This is a genomic window from uncultured Coprobacter sp., from assembly GCF_947855755.1.
Taxonomy (GTDB): domain Bacteria; phylum Bacteroidota; class Bacteroidia; order Bacteroidales; family Coprobacteraceae; genus Coprobacter.
The window spans coordinates 1-14,032 of record NZ_CANUAR010000018.1 but is presented as its reverse complement, the minus strand read 5'-3'; the positions used below and the strand labels follow the sequence as shown (position 1 = coordinate 14,032).

The following is a 14,032-nucleotide window of genomic DNA, read 5'->3' as shown; positions in this document are numbered from 1 at the left end:
TTTTATAAAGAAAGTTCGATATGGTGGTCTTCTGCCATTTTCCTCATATTTAAAATTGCATATCTCATTCGTCCCAAAGCAGTATTGATACTTACATTTGTAGCGTCTGCAATCTCTTTAAAGCTCATGTTTTTATAATAACGCATGATGAGTACCTCTTTCTGGTTATCGGGAAGCGCAGCTACCAGTTTACGAATATCGGCTTGAATTTGTGTCTGTACTAATGAGTCTTCTATCGTACCTTCGCTTAATTCTTTCCGATTGAATACATCAGGATTCATTTCGTCATTAGATAAATGATTTTCATTTTTCTCCTGACGATAGTAATCGATAATTAAATTGTGGGCTATACGGGAAATCCATGATGGGAATTTCCCCGTTTCGACATAACGTCCCTGTTTGATAGTCGTGATTACTTTTACGAAGGTTTCCTGAAAAATATCTTCAGTCAAGTCTCTATCTTTAACTATATAATATATATAAGAATAAATACGGTTTTTGTATCTGTTCAGAAGAATGTCAAAAGCCTCGTTATTACCCTTCGAATAAAGTACGACCAGTTCTTCGTCTGTTCGTGATGCTAAATTATTCATTACCTTGTAGTATGTTGGTTTAAGAGTAATGTTTTTCTATAGGCTCTTGTTTTTTGTTTATGTGAATGAATTAGTTGATGATTTGTTGCAAATAAAATATATTTTCCATACAAAAAAAAGCATTCTTGTTATTTTTCCTCCTTAAAAGTTCATATTTAACAGCTTTAACACGTAAAATGTTAATCGTTTAAGAGTTAGAGCTATGATAGGGGAATATAAAAGATTTGATAAAAAAAGTGTATTTCTTACGTATTATTATTACTTTTGTAATTCGTTTACCAACTAAATTAACGTGAATTATGAAACCTACACTATTTGTCTTGGCTGCCGGAATGGGTAGCCGTTATGGCGGATTAAAGCAGCTAGACGGGCTTGGTCCTAATGGCGAAACTATCATGGATTATTCTATTTTTGATGCAGTGCGTGGTGGCTTCGGGAAAGTTGTTTTTGTAATCAGACATTCTTTTGAAGAAGATTTCAGGACAAAAATTTTAAAGAAATATGAGAATATAATACCTGTTGAGGTAGTATTTCAAGAATTAGATTATTTACCTGATGGGTTCTCTCTTCCTGAAGGCCGGGAGAAGCCGTGGGGAACTAATCATGCTGTATTAATGGGGAAAGATGTGATTAAAGAGCCATTTGCTGTCATTAATGCAGATGATTTTTATGGCCGTGAAAGTTTTGCCATTCTTGCAGATTATTTGTCTAAATTGGACGGAAAACAGAATGAATATTGTATGGTAGGATATCGTGTCGGAAATACTCTGTCCGAAAGTGGCTCTGTTGCTCGGGGAGTTTGCGAAATGAATGATAAAAATGAGCTGACCTCTGTTGTAGAGCGGACTCAAATAGAACGGCGTGACGGAAAGGTAATGTTTAAAGAGGGAGATGTCTGGACAGAAGTTGACGAGAATGCTCCCGTATCCATGAATATGTGGGGATTTACGCCCGATTACTTTAAATATTCAGAAGATTATTTTGTTCAGTTCTTAAAAGAAAATGCTGGAAATCTCAAGGCGGAATATTTTATTCCGTTGATGGTAAATCATTTGATTCAAAATAAAATCGCAACAGTTAAAGTTTTGGATACGCCTTCTAAATGGTTTGGTGTAACTTATGCTTTAGATCGTCCGGTTGTTGTAGATAAGATCAATGCTTTGGTTGCTGCCGGAGAGTACCCTGCTAAGTTATTTTAAAATATTTATGATGATAAAGAAAATGCACTTGAAATTTCAAGTGCATTTTCTTTATCATCATAATTTATCTTTTAAGTACTTCCCGGTGTAAGATTTTTCACAAGACGCAATATCTTCTGGAGTTCCTGCACAAACAAGAAAACCGCCTTTGTCTCCTCCTTCAGGACCCATGTCTATGACATAATCAGCACATTTAATTACGTCCATATTGTGTTCGATAATTACGACCGTATGCCCTTTTTCTATTAAAGAATCGAATGCTTTTAGTAATGTTTTTATATCATGAAAATGTAATCCTGTTGTCGGTTCGTCAAAAACGAATATCGTAGGCTCTTGCTTTTCATTGCTCAAGAAATAAGCGAGCTTTACCCGTTGATTTTCTCCTCCCGAAAGGGTCGAAGAAGCCTGTCCGAGCTTAATATATCCTAATCCCACATCTTGTAGCGGTTTCAGTCTTTTGATAATTTTTTTCTCGATACTTCCTTGCTGTTCCGAAAAGAACTCAATAGCCTGATTGATAGTCATTTCTAATACATCATTGATATTCTTTCCATGATATTCGATTTCAAGTATATCTTGTTTAAATCTTTTCCCGTGGCAACTTTCGCATGTGAGAGTAATATCCGCCATAAATTGCATTTCAACGGTGATAGTTCCGTCGCCTTTACATTCTTCGCAACGTCCGCCTTCTACGTTGAACGAAAAGTATGCCGGAGTAAATCCCATTTGTTTGGCAGCCTGCTGTTCGGCATATAATTTTCTGATTTCATCAAAAGCTTTTAGGTATGTTGCCGAATTAGATCTCGATGATTTGCCGATCGGATTTTGATCGACAAATTCGATATGTTTTACCATCTGCATGTCTCCGGAAAGTCGGTTGAATGTACCGGGTTGCTCTCCATCCTCTTCATAAAATCTGGAAAGAGATTTGAAAAATACGTCTCTGACCAGTGATGATTTTCCCGAACCGCTAACTCCTGTAACTACTGTCATTATGTGTAAAGGAAATATGACATCTATTCCTTTGAGATTATTATGTGCAGCTCCTTCTACTTTTATATAGCTGTTCCATTTTCTTCGGTGGGTTGGTGTTTCGATTTTTTCTTCACCGGTAAGATACCGGACTGTATAACTTTTTGTAGCCTTTTTGAGTTTCGACAGGTCTCCTTGATAAACGACCTCTCCGCCAAGACGTCCTGCCTTAGGACCTATGTCGATGATATAATCGGCAGCGCGAATTATTTCTTCGTCATGTTCTACAACTATCACGGTATTTCCCAAAGCTTGCAATTCTCTTAATACTTTTATAAGTAAAGTCGTATCGCGAGAGTGTAATCCGATACTTGGTTCATCCAGAATATACAGAGATCCGACGAGACTGCTTCCTAAAGATGTTGCAAGATTGATCCGTTGACTTTCTCCTCCTGAAAGAGTAGAAGATAGTCGATTCAATGTCAGATAACCCAGTCCGACATTTACAAGAAAACCTATTCTGTTCTTTATTTCTGTCAGCAATCTTTTAGCAACAACGCTATCATGCTCATCTAATGACAAAGTGTCGAAAAAAGCTTTTAGGTCGGTAATCGGTAAAGTTACCAATTCTGAAATAGATTTTCCTCCGATTTTTACATATTGTGCCTGAGGCTTTAGTCGTCCCCCCTTACAATCGGGACAAATTGTTTTGCCTCTATATCGGGCTAACATGACTCTATATTGAATTTTGTACTGGTTTTCTTCAAGCATTTTGAAAAAATCGTGAATTCCTCCGAAAAGATGATTCCCGTTCCATAGGAGTTCTTTTTCTTGTTCGGTAAGTTGATAATAGGGGCGATGTATGGGAAAGTGAGAAGCTTCGGCTACACGAATCAAATTCTTTTTCCATTCGCTCATTTTTTCTCCTTTCCAACACATGACAGCGTCGTCAAATACCGATAAAGCTTTATTGGGAATAACTAAATTTTCGTCAATGCCGATAACTTTGCCGAATCCTTCACAAGTTGGGCATGCTCCTACAGGACTATTAAAACTGAACATGAGATCGTTCGGCTCTTCAAAAGTAATACCATCAGCTTCGAATCGTTTTGAAAATATGCGTTCATCTATCCCTTTTTCAGTGTAGAATTTAAGAATACATTCACCGCCCCCTTCAAAAAACGCTGTTTCTGCTGAGTCTGCTAATCGGCTTATTGTGTTTTTTTCAGAAGAGACAGTCATTCTGTCTATTATTAGGAAAAGAGAAGTCGTGTCTATATTAGGTGAGTGTTCTAATTCTTCTATTCGAATAGTTTTTCCCTGATATTCGATGCGATTATATCCCTCTTTTAATAAAATCTCGAGCTGTGTTTCTAAAGTTCGGCCTTCGGGAATATGTAATGCCGTGAGAATTGAAAATCGCGTTCCTTCCGGATAATCGGACATACATCTGATTATATCTTCTATTTGATGTTTTTTGACCTCTTTCCCGGATATTGGAGAAATTGTTTTTCCTATGCGAGCATATAATAGTCGTAGGTAATCGTAAATTTCGGTGGAAGTGCCTACCGTGGAACGGGGATTTCGCGTATTGACTTTTTGTTCTATTGCGATTGCAGGAGGAATACCTTTTATGAAATCACACTCAGGTTTGCTCATACGTCCTAAAAATTGTCGTGCGTAGGCAGAGAGGCTTTCGACGTACCGGCGTTGTCCCTCCGCATACAAGGTATCGAATGCCAATGAAGATTTTCCTGAACCGGAGAGTCCTGTTATTACGATCAGTTTGTCTCGGGGTATCTCGATATCGATATTTTTGAGATTATTTACCCGAGCGCCTTTTATAAATATTGAGTTATCGGTCATGTTAGCTGTCAAATCAAAATTAACCTACAAAGATACGAATAAGTCAAGCGCAAAAGCAAATAAAATTTGTTTTTGCCGATCGGGAGTATCTAAGAGCCTGTCTAAATTTTCCAATAAGAAAATATTATCAGGTCATCTTTGCGTTTTCTTTCGGTCTTTTTTCCCGTTTTCACTCGTCAGATAGCCCGCTATCATCCTCCTAAAAACAGAAAAACATCCTCGAAAGAATCTCGCAAATCTGACCCGAGCAAAATTTACGACAGGCTCTAAGACACAGTCAAAGATAATACATTAAAGTGGATGTAAAAAAAAGGTTCGCCTCTTTCAGATACATTATATATAATTTTTTTCTCTTTGGGGATTTAACTGAGAGAAAATAAAATAATCTCAAAAAAGTGGAATATTTTGTGTGGAAAAAAATAAAAACGATCTGATTTTTGTTAACTTTGTAATAGCACTAAAAAATAAATGATTATGAAAAACTTATCAGCATTATTTGCCTTTTTGGGCGGCGCAGCTGTTGGTGCTGCACTGGGAGTTCTGTTTGCTCCGGAAAAAGGAGAGGATACTCGTAAACGAATTTGCCAGCTCCTTCGTGAAAAGGGAATTAAATTGAACCATCATGAGATGGATGAATTGGTAGATCAGATTACTTCAGAACTAAGCTCGGATAAAGAGTAGAAATTTCTTGGGACAAGTATGGCATTTGTATAATATATGCTTGTTATACTTGTCCTTTAAGTTTATGTGTTTTATGATAAATAATGATTCAAAATCTGTATCTGTGCATCAATTGATTTCTGAAATAAAAGAGTATCTTGGATTACAACGAGATTTATTGAAAGTTGAGGGAGTTGAGAAACTTACAATTCTTATTTCGGCTTTTCTTGTTTTAATGATAAGTGTCATTCTTGGGGGAGGGGCTCTTTTTTATTTGCTTTTTGCTTTGGCTTATTTATTAGAACCGGCTATTGGCCTAATAGGGGCTTTTAGTATTATAGGCTGTATTTGCCTGTTGATGTTAGTCATTGTTATTTTATTAAGAAAACAGCTCATAATTAACCCGATAGTTCGGTTTCTGTATAAATTATTTTTAAAAGATATATGATGAATATCCAAGAGAAAAAGATAACGTTAGAAGATTTGTTGATTCAAAAACAAGAACTGAAAAAACAAATTGAAAATCAGCAACAAAAACTTGTCGAGTCTTATCATTTGTTGACAGAACCGTTTACTTTTAATCCGATGCATTCGTCATTGATGAAAAAATTGACAACGGGATTTGCCATATTTGACGGTTTTATGATAGGATTAAAAATTATCCGTAAAATAAAAAATCTGTTCCGTTAATTTTAAAAAGAGCATGGATGTTGTAAATAAATAAGAATTTCCTTGCAAATATAGTTTAATTCCTCTATTTTTGTGTTCAAATTTTAAAATCAAATTAATCAAGAAGAGTAAAAAGTAAAAAACGTAAGTATGAAAAAGAATTTATTCTATTTGTTTATAGCATTGTTTGCTGTTACATTTATGACTGCATGTGGTGACGACGATGATGATAAGGATAAAGATACAGGTATTAATGTTGCCGGATCATATACCGGTACGATTATTATTAATATTGGTGATGAAGAATCGGAAAATCCGATAAAATTGGAAAATCAGGAATTTACCGTAACTCAGAATGGACAAGAATCTATTAATTTATCTATTTCAGGACTTATATTACAAGAAGGTCTTGATCCTATGAATATTAATGTACCGAATGTGCCTTTTTCCGTAGATGGGGAAAAAGTTATTTTGAATTCGACAAACCTTAATATTCCTTTAAAAGTATTAGGTGATTTGGATGCATATATCAACTCTATGGTGGGAGATTTCCAAGGGAGTGAAGTCTCTTTAAAAATTGTAGCAGAACAAGAGTTGGTAGAAAAAGTATATATAACTGTTACGGGAACGAAAAAGTAAAAACTTTATTCAATAAATCATGAGGTAAAGGTGAGGATTTGTTCAAATCTTCACCTTTGTTGTTTTTGAAGAAGTTAATTTGTTGAATTATGAGAACTTTACCTTGAAATCTATTGTTTTTTGTACATAACGTATAAAAAAATTGTTATGTATAAGAAATTATTATTTTTTGCCGGAGTGTTATTGCTCCTGTCTTCGTGTACTAATGACTACACAATCGAAGGAACTGTAGATAAGATGGCAGATGGAACAAAAGTTCTTCTCCGAAAACAGGTGGATGAATCGTTTGTCGACATGGACAGTACTTTTGTAAAAAATGGAAAGTTTGCATTTCGAGGAAAACAAGATACTGCGACTATGGCATTATTGACAGTCGAGAGTAAAGAGAAATTGCCTTATATGCCGGTTCTGTTTATTTTGGAAAATGGAAATTTGAAAGTTAATGTAGATACAGTTTCATCAGTGTCAGGTACAAAGTTGAATGATGTATTTCAAAGTTATATGGAATCTCGATTTAGTACGGATAAAAAAATGGAACAACTTAGTCGAGAATATGTGACGGATTATCTTACGGGGACATTGACGGACAGTATCTTGACAAAATTGAAAAAACAATTTTCAGACGAAGAGACCAATTTGAGAATCTTAACTCAAAAGTATATACAAAATAATACCGACAATGTTTCGGGAGTTTACGTATTTCTTCAAAACAGTTATTTATTCTCACCTGAAGAACAAGCCTCGATAATTCGGGACGCAAAACCGTTTTTTAAAGAAAATCGTATGATACGGACGTTTTCGGATATTTTAGAACATACCCGAAATATAGCTGTCGGGATGCCGTATGTTGATTTAAAGATGCAAGATCCGGAGGGAAAGGAGATTTCATTATCTGATTATATTGGAAAAGGAAAATACGTGTTGATCGATTTTTGGGCTTCATGGTGCGCTCCTTGCCGAAAACAGATGCCGACATTGATCAGTTTATATGATCGGTTTAAAAATAAGAACTTTGAAATTGTCGGTGTTTCGTTTGACAATAATAAAAATGAGTGGATTCAATACATCCGGAATGCAAAACTTCCGTGGCCTCAGATGAGCGATTTGAACGGATGGGAGTCAGAGGCAGTATTGCTCTATGCAATACAAGGCATACCGCATACGATATTAGTAGATCCGCAAGGAAAAATTGTAGCAAAAGATTTGAAAGGTTCAGCTTTGGTGAAGAAATTAGAAGAAGTCCTGAAATAATTTGAATAATAAGACTATCTTTGCATTGTCATACAAAAGAGAGGTGTAGGCCTCTCTTTTGGCATTAATTGAGAAGAAATGAAACGAATTTTTATTTTTATTATTTTGTCTTTGTGTATAGTCTCGGGGGGGAAAGCTCAGCAGATTGATTACAAAGCTACAGCATTTAACTTATTCTTGAATGGAAAAATTTCCCAGTGGCCATGGGTCATTAATAAGATGGTTGCTGATCCTAAATTGCAAGATACAGAAGGACAGTTGGAAATTTTAACATATTATTATGGTTTGGTCGGTCATTTGATGGATGTCGGGCAGAAAAAACAGGCGTCGGAGAATTTGCGGAAGGCCAATGAGCTTGCGATGAAGCTGTATAAAACAAATCCGGACAATCCTCTTTTACTTGGTCTCATGTCTAATTTGACAGGTTTCCAAATAGCCCTATCCCCTTTGAAAGCTACAACTTTAGCTAAAGGTATGATGAATAAGGCTAAAAAATCTATTGCTAAAGGACCGAATGATCCGCATGTGAATATTTTATATTCGAATATCTTGTTCTATATGCCGGGAATATTTGGAGGAGATACGGAGAAAGCGTTACAAGGTTATAAAAAAGCTTTACGAACAATGGAAGCTGATCCCGAATTGAAAAAAAATAATTGGATGTACATTCAATTAATGGTAACAATCGGGGTTGTAGAAGAAAAACGAGAGAATTATGTGGAAGCTCAGAAAATGTATCGTAAAGTTTTAGAGTTATATCCGGAATATGCACATGTGAAAAATGTTTCTTATCCTCGTTTATTGGAAAAAATGAAAGGTTGATACGGTATTTAATTTATCTCATTAGCTTATAAAAGGATGAATTATATTGAAGTTAAAATACAAATAACCCCCTGTTCCGAAGTAAGTGCAGATTTGCTTTCTGCATTTTTAGGGGAGATCGGATTCGATAGCTTTGTTCCCTTTGAAGAAGGACTTTTTGCGTATATACCGTCATCTTTATTCGATGAAGATCGTATGAAGCAATCGTTCGCTTTAATTCCGGTCGATTGTGCAATCGATTATTCTGTAATCGAAATTCCAGATCGTAATTGGAATGAAGAGTGGGAAAAAAACTATTTTACACCTATTGTAATCGGTAATGAGTGTGTAGTTCATAGCTCTTTTCATACTGATATACCCGAGGTGAAATATGACATTTTGATAGATCCGAAAATGTCGTTCGGGACGGGACATCATGAGACAACGAGTACTATGATGGAAATGATGCTCAAAACTTCATTTGAGAACAAAGTTGTTTTGGATATGGGATGCGGAACGGCCATATTGTCCATTTTGGCGAGTCTGAGAGGTGCAAAATCGGTCACAGGAGTCGATATCGATGAATGGGCTTATGAAAATGCTCTTGAAAATATTCGACTGAATCATATTTCGAATATAGATATTTTATTAGGAGGTTCAGAACAAATTGCCGGTAAAAACTATGATATTATATTGGCGAATATAAATCGGAATGTCTTGTTAGAGAATATGAAAATTTATAGTTCTTGCATGAATGAAAATTCTGAACTTTATATGAGCGGATTTTACAAAGAGGATATTCCGGTGATATGCGAAGAGGCAAATCGCTGTGGGTTAGTATTGGAGACTTATACCGAGAAAAACCGATGGGTGGGTACTAAATTCGTAAAGAAAGCTAATATATGAAGCCATTGCAAAAGGTTACGATATATGATTTAGCCAAAGAATTGAATACTTCGGCTTCGACCGTTTCACGAGCTTTGCAGAATCATCCGAGAATTAGTGAAAAGATGAAAAAAGCGGTGTCGGAGCTCGCAGAGAAGATGAATTATCATCCCGATCCAGTAGCCCATCATCTAAGAACGGGAAAAGGATCGGTTATCGGAGTTATTGTTCCGAGAATCGATCGCCATTTTTTTGCTTCGGTCATCGGGGGAATCGAGAGTGTCGCCCATGCTGCAGGTTATAGCGTTTTAGTTTCCCAGTCGAACGAACGTTGGGAAGAAGAAAAGAATATCGTAAAAACTATGCTTGCGAAGAAAATCGATGGTTTGGCAATATCTTTGGCTTCAGAAACTACTGATTATAAACATTTCGATGCTGTTGTTAGCAGAGGAGTACCGGTTGTTTTTTTTGATAGAGTTCCGTTAGACAAGAGGAGCAGTTGTGTGAGAATAGATAATCGGACGGCGGCCTATAATGCAGTTATGCATTTAATAGAGCAGGGTTGTACTCGTATAGTTCATCTATCAGGACCTCAGGCTATTAGTGTTTATAAAGATCGACAAGACGGATATGTTCAAGCTTTGATGGATTCGGATATTCGGGTAGATTCATCTTTAATTTTTGAAAACAGTATCACTTTAGCCACAGGAGAAAAGGCCGGAGAAAAAATACTTAAAATGCCTGTTCTTCCGGATGCGATTTTTTCTGCCGGAGATTATTCGGCAATGGGGGTTATGCATGTTTTGAAAAAAAATGGAGTGAAAGTTCCTGAAGACGTTGCTATTGTCGGATTTGCTAATGAACCTTTTGATTCTTTTGTTGAGCCTCCTTTAAGTTCTGTTGATCAAGTAAATAAAAAAATGGGTGAGACAGTAGCTGAAGTTTTATTAGAAGAAATGTCTGTTGATCCAGAAAACCGGAAATGGGTCGATAAGGTATTGGACTCTTCTTTGATTATAAGAGAGTCGTCGATTAAAAAAGATAATTTATCAAAAAAAGATATTTGAGGTATTGTTTGAAGATTATTTTTTTATACATTTGTGCAATCGATTACACAATCTAAATATAAAGTTTGAGTTGAAGATATTGGTAATTGAATATAATAGTTTAATAATCAAATATATAAATTAGATAGTTATGAAAACAAATTACGAACTTCGCTATGCGAGCAATCCTCGAGATGCGAAAAGCTATGATACGACTCGTTTGCGTGAGGATTTTTTGATTCAGAACTTATTTGTAAATAATGAAGTAAATATGGTTTACTCTATGTATGATCGTTTGATTGTAGGAGGAGCTAAACCGGTAGGTGAAGTACTTACATTAGAAGCGATAGATCCGTTAAAAGCGACACATTTCCTTTCTCGTCGTGAATTGGGAATATTCAATGTCGGAGGTCCGGGCTGTGTAAAAGTGGGAGATACGGCTTTTGATTTGAATTACAAAGAAGCTTTATATCTCGGTGCAGGCGAACGGACTGTTACATTTGAAAGTCTGGATGATAAGAATCCGGCAAAATTTTACTTCAATTCTGCTCCGGCGCATAAAACTTATCCGGATAAAAAAGTAACGAAAGCTGATGCGGTAGTTGCGGAAATGGGTTCATTAGAAGGATCTAATCATCGTAACATCAATAAGATGTTGGTATCTCAAGTATTGGAAACATGCCAGTTGCAAATGGGTATGACAGAATTGCAGCCGGGCAGTGTTTGGAATACTATGCCTGCACATACTCATAGTCGCCGGATGGAAGCATATTTCTATTTTGAAGTTCCGGAAGGAAATGCAGTTTGTCATTTCATGGGAGAGCCGACCGAAACTCGCCATATTTGGATGAAAGGAGATGAAGCCGTATTGTCGCCCGAATGGTCGATACACTCTGCTGCTGCAACTAGTAATTATACTTTTATTTGGGGTATGGGCGGTGAAAATCTGGATTATGGTGATCAGGATTTTTATAAAAATACAGATCTTAGATAAAAACTTAAACACACTAACTTTATTAAATATGGTAAATTTCTCATTAGAAGGTAAGGTTGCACTTGTAACAGGCGCTTCTTACGGTATCGGTTTCGCTTTGGCTACTGCATTTGCACAAGCCGGTGCAAAAATCGTTTTTAACGATATTAAACCTGAGTTGGTTGAAAAAGGATTGGCAGCTTATGAAGCTGAAGGGATTAAAGCACATGGTTATGTTTGTGATGTAACAAATGAAGATCAGGTTAATGCTTTGGTTGCTCAAATAGAAAAAGAAGTCGGGGTTATCGATATCTTGGTAAATAATGCCGGTATTATCAAACGTATTCCTATGCACGAAATGTCTGCAGCGGATTTTCGTCAGGTGATCGATATCGACTTGAATGGTCCGTTTATCGTATCTAAGGCAGTTATTCCTTCTATGATAAAGAAAGGACATGGTAAAATTATCAATATTTGTTCGATGATGAGCGAATTGGGGCGTGAAACCGTATCTGCTTATGCAGCAGCAAAAGGTGGTCTCAAAATGTTGACGAAAAATATTGCCTCTGAATACGGTGAATATAATATTCAGTGTAACGGCATTGGCCCGGGATATATTGCAACTCCTCAAACTGCTCCGTTACGGGAAAAACAACCTGATGGATCAAGACATCCGTTTGATTCTTTCATTGTCGCAAAAACTCCCGCTGCCCGTTGGGGTACTCCGGAAGATTTGATGGGTCCGGCTGTGTTTTTAGCTTCAGAAGCGTCTAATTTCGTTAATGGCCATATCCTTTATGTAGATGGTGGTATTTTGGCTTATATCGGAAAACAACCCCAATAAAGAACGGGAGATAAAAATACACCCTCTATCTCGATTTTGAGACAGAGGGTTGCTTTGTATATATAATTAACCAATAAATTAAGATATGAAAAAAATCTTTTTATTACTGTTTATTGCAATTATCGGATTCTCTTGTAGTGGAGGTAAGAGTGTCAAGATTTCTGTAAAGAATGATTCAACGATAGATCGGGAAAATGAAATAGCTGAAATTTCTATGAATAGCGTGACTGAGATGCTCGGGCTATCCGATACGGCACAATTCGTTATTTTGGATGCACAAGGCAAACAACTGCCTTATCAATTGACTTATGACGGTAATTTGATCTTTCCGGTTACGGTGAAGGCTAATTCTTCTGTCGAATATACTGTACAAGCCGGGATACCCGAAAAATACGATACGGTAACTTGCGGAAGACAGTATCCCGAACGTGTAGACGATATTGCTTGGGAAAATGATAAAATAGCTTTCCGTACTTATGGACCGGCTCTTCAAGCTACAGGAGAAAGAGCATTCGGCTATGACATTTGGGTAAAGTCGGTAGCAGAACCGGTTGTTGAAAAGCGCTATGAAGGGGAGTTGAATCCTGAAACAAAAGCCCGTATCGCGGAATTAAAGAAAACAGATCCCAAAGCTGCTGATGAATTGTATAAATCTGTATCATATCATGTAGATCATGGAGACGGATTGGATTGTTATAAGGTAGGACCTACTTTGGGGGGAGGGACTGCCGCATTGATGGTGAACGATACGATTGTGTACCCATATTGTTATAAGACGTTTGAGATATTGGATAATGGTCCTTTGCGCTTTACTGTAAAGCTGACATATAATCCGTTGATTGTAAATGGCGATTCTGTGGTTGAAACTCGTTTGATTTCATTGGATGCCGGTTCTCAGTTAAATAAAACCGTCGTGACTTATGATAACCTGAAAGAAACGACACCGATAGTTGCCGGTATAGTATTACATGATCCGGAATCTTCGGCTCAATATGAAGTTTCGGCAGAAAAAGGTTATGTTACCTATGCCGATCCGACCGATAATCCGAATAATAATAATGGAACAATATTTGTCGGAGCTATTTTGCCGACGGCCAAAGATGCAAAAGCCGTTTATTTTGAAGAAAAAGAAAAAAACAGTTTGAGAGGCGGAGCTGACGGTCATGTGCTTGCTATTGCAGATTACACTCCCGGTTCGGAATTAGTCTATTATTGGGGAGCGGGATGGAGTAAGTATGGATTCGATACAATCGAAGATTGGAATGCATACATCGATGAGGAGGCTACATTAAAGAGTGAACCGTTGACAGTATCTATCATAAAGTAAAATGCAAATCGAGAATAGAGATAACGACTATGTTCGATTGCCTATTCTAATAAAATTTAAACAGATGCAAAAATAGTATATGACTATATTTTGCGAGAGCCGGTCAATATTTACGTTATTGACCGGTTTTTATTTAGACAAGGCTCTCAGAGCCTATCTAAATTTTACTCGGGTCAGATTTGAGAGTTCCTTTCGAGGATATTTTTCTGTTTTTACGAGGATGATACTGAGCTATCTGACGAGGGAAAACGAGAAAAAAGACCGGAAGAAAACACAAAAATGACCTGATAATATTTTTTGTTGGAAA

Annotated in this window: 14 protein-coding genes; 12 read left to right on the top strand and 2 right to left on the bottom strand. The window is 36.7% G+C overall.

Translation table 11 applies throughout. The features are described from left to right. Positions 1-2: 2 nt before the first annotated feature. Positions 3-593: a sigma-70 family RNA polymerase sigma factor gene (locus Q0093_RS10075; RefSeq protein ID WP_294175953.1), complete on the bottom strand. Its 591-nt coding sequence runs from the start codon at positions 591-593 to the stop codon at positions 3-5. A 299-nt stretch (positions 594-892) separates the two neighbouring features. Between Q0093_RS10075 and Q0093_RS10070 the strand changes: the two genes are divergently transcribed. Further along, positions 893-1,792, top strand: coding sequence for a nucleotidyltransferase (locus tag Q0093_RS10070; protein WP_297930069.1), 900 nt, complete (start codon positions 893-895; stop codon positions 1,790-1,792). 57 nt (positions 1,793-1,849) lie between these two features. Here the strand turns inward: Q0093_RS10070 and uvrA are convergent, their stop codons facing one another. Further along, the gene (gene uvrA, locus Q0093_RS10065) at positions 1,850-4,630 is read right to left on the bottom strand and encodes an excinuclease ABC subunit UvrA (RefSeq protein WP_297930067.1); all 2,781 of its coding nucleotides are present in this window, start codon (positions 4,628-4,630) and stop codon (positions 1,850-1,852) included. A gap of 474 nt (positions 4,631-5,104) precedes the next feature. Here uvrA and Q0093_RS10060 point away from each other — a divergent pair, with 474 nt between their 5' ends. The 11 genes from Q0093_RS10060 (at position 5,105) to Q0093_RS10010 (ending at position 13,725) form a co-directional block, all read left to right on the top strand. Continuing rightward, positions 5,105-5,311: a YtxH domain-containing protein gene (locus tag Q0093_RS10060; RefSeq protein ID WP_022390768.1), complete on the top strand. Its 207-nt coding sequence runs from the start codon at positions 5,105-5,107 to the stop codon at positions 5,309-5,311. Positions 5,312-5,384: 73 nt separating this feature from the next. Continuing rightward, on the top strand, positions 5,385-5,738 hold the full coding sequence (locus Q0093_RS10055) for a phage holin family protein (protein ID WP_294177553.1): 354 nt from the start codon (positions 5,385-5,387) through the stop codon (positions 5,736-5,738). After that, positions 5,735-5,980, top strand: coding sequence for a hypothetical protein (locus tag Q0093_RS10050; protein WP_294177552.1), 246 nt, complete (start codon positions 5,735-5,737; stop codon positions 5,978-5,980). Before Q0093_RS10055 ends, Q0093_RS10050 begins: the two co-directional genes overlap by 4 nt. A gap of 129 nt (positions 5,981-6,109) precedes the next feature. Next, complete coding sequence (locus Q0093_RS10045) at positions 6,110-6,598, top strand: calycin-like domain-containing protein (RefSeq protein WP_294177551.1); 489 nt, start codon at positions 6,110-6,112, stop codon at positions 6,596-6,598. Between the two features lie 147 nt (positions 6,599-6,745). Next, complete coding sequence (locus Q0093_RS10040; RefSeq protein WP_297930064.1) at positions 6,746-7,849, top strand: TlpA disulfide reductase family protein; 1,104 nt, start codon at positions 6,746-6,748, stop codon at positions 7,847-7,849. Between the two features lie 78 nt (positions 7,850-7,927). Further along, entirely contained in the window at positions 7,928-8,671 is a 744-nt protein-coding gene (locus tag Q0093_RS10035) for a hypothetical protein (RefSeq protein ID WP_294177549.1), read from the top strand. Positions 8,672-8,707: 36 nt separating this feature from the next. After that, complete coding sequence (gene prmA, locus Q0093_RS10030) at positions 8,708-9,556, top strand: 50S ribosomal protein L11 methyltransferase (protein ID WP_294177548.1); 849 nt, start codon at positions 8,708-8,710, stop codon at positions 9,554-9,556. Further along, entirely contained in the window at positions 9,553-10,602 is a 1,050-nt protein-coding gene (locus Q0093_RS10025) for a LacI family DNA-binding transcriptional regulator (protein ID WP_294177547.1), read from the top strand. The genes prmA and Q0093_RS10025 overlap by 4 nt, the downstream gene beginning before the upstream one ends. 130 nt (positions 10,603-10,732) lie before the next feature. Continuing rightward, positions 10,733-11,575 carry a 5-dehydro-4-deoxy-D-glucuronate isomerase gene (gene kduI / locus Q0093_RS10020; RefSeq protein ID WP_009316921.1) on the top strand — a complete coding sequence of 281 codons (843 nt, stop codon included), beginning with the start codon at positions 10,733-10,735 and terminating at the stop codon, positions 11,573-11,575. A gap of 28 nt (positions 11,576-11,603) precedes the next feature. Continuing rightward, positions 11,604-12,398, top strand: coding sequence for a gluconate 5-dehydrogenase (locus Q0093_RS10015; protein ID WP_294177546.1), 795 nt, complete (start codon positions 11,604-11,606; stop codon positions 12,396-12,398). Positions 12,399-12,483: 85 nt separating this feature from the next. After that, entirely contained in the window at positions 12,484-13,725 is a 1,242-nt protein-coding gene (locus tag Q0093_RS10010) for a DUF4861 domain-containing protein (RefSeq protein WP_294177545.1), read from the top strand. Positions 13,726-14,032: the final 307 nt, after the last annotated feature.

Excerpts from the sequence above, each read along its gene's own strand:
- Q0093_RS10075 (WP_294175953.1), bottom strand. The coding sequence starts at position 593 with ATGAATAATTTAGCATCACGAACAGACGAAGAACTGGTCGTACTTTAT.
- Q0093_RS10070 (WP_297930069.1), top strand. The coding sequence starts at position 893 with ATGAAACCTACACTATTTGTCTTGGCTGCCGGAATGGGTAGCCGTTAT.
- uvrA (WP_297930067.1), bottom strand. The coding sequence starts at position 4,630 with ATGACCGATAACTCAATATTTATAAAAGGCGCTCGGGTAAATAATCTC.
- Q0093_RS10060 (WP_022390768.1), top strand. The coding sequence starts at position 5,105 with ATGAAAAACTTATCAGCATTATTTGCCTTTTTGGGCGGCGCAGCTGTT.
- Q0093_RS10055 (WP_294177553.1), top strand. The coding sequence starts at position 5,385 with ATGATAAATAATGATTCAAAATCTGTATCTGTGCATCAATTGATTTCT.
- Q0093_RS10050 (WP_294177552.1), top strand. The coding sequence starts at position 5,735 with ATGATGAATATCCAAGAGAAAAAGATAACGTTAGAAGATTTGTTGATT.
- Q0093_RS10045 (WP_294177551.1), top strand. The coding sequence starts at position 6,110 with ATGAAAAAGAATTTATTCTATTTGTTTATAGCATTGTTTGCTGTTACA.
- Q0093_RS10040 (WP_297930064.1), top strand. The coding sequence starts at position 6,746 with ATGTATAAGAAATTATTATTTTTTGCCGGAGTGTTATTGCTCCTGTCT.
- Q0093_RS10035 (WP_294177549.1), top strand. The coding sequence starts at position 7,928 with ATGAAACGAATTTTTATTTTTATTATTTTGTCTTTGTGTATAGTCTCG.
- prmA (WP_294177548.1), top strand. The coding sequence starts at position 8,708 with ATGAATTATATTGAAGTTAAAATACAAATAACCCCCTGTTCCGAAGTA.
- Q0093_RS10025 (WP_294177547.1), top strand. The coding sequence starts at position 9,553 with ATGAAGCCATTGCAAAAGGTTACGATATATGATTTAGCCAAAGAATTG.
- kduI (WP_009316921.1), top strand. The coding sequence starts at position 10,733 with ATGAAAACAAATTACGAACTTCGCTATGCGAGCAATCCTCGAGATGCG.
- Q0093_RS10015 (WP_294177546.1), top strand. The coding sequence starts at position 11,604 with ATGGTAAATTTCTCATTAGAAGGTAAGGTTGCACTTGTAACAGGCGCT.
- Q0093_RS10010 (WP_294177545.1), top strand. The coding sequence starts at position 12,484 with ATGAAAAAAATCTTTTTATTACTGTTTATTGCAATTATCGGATTCTCT.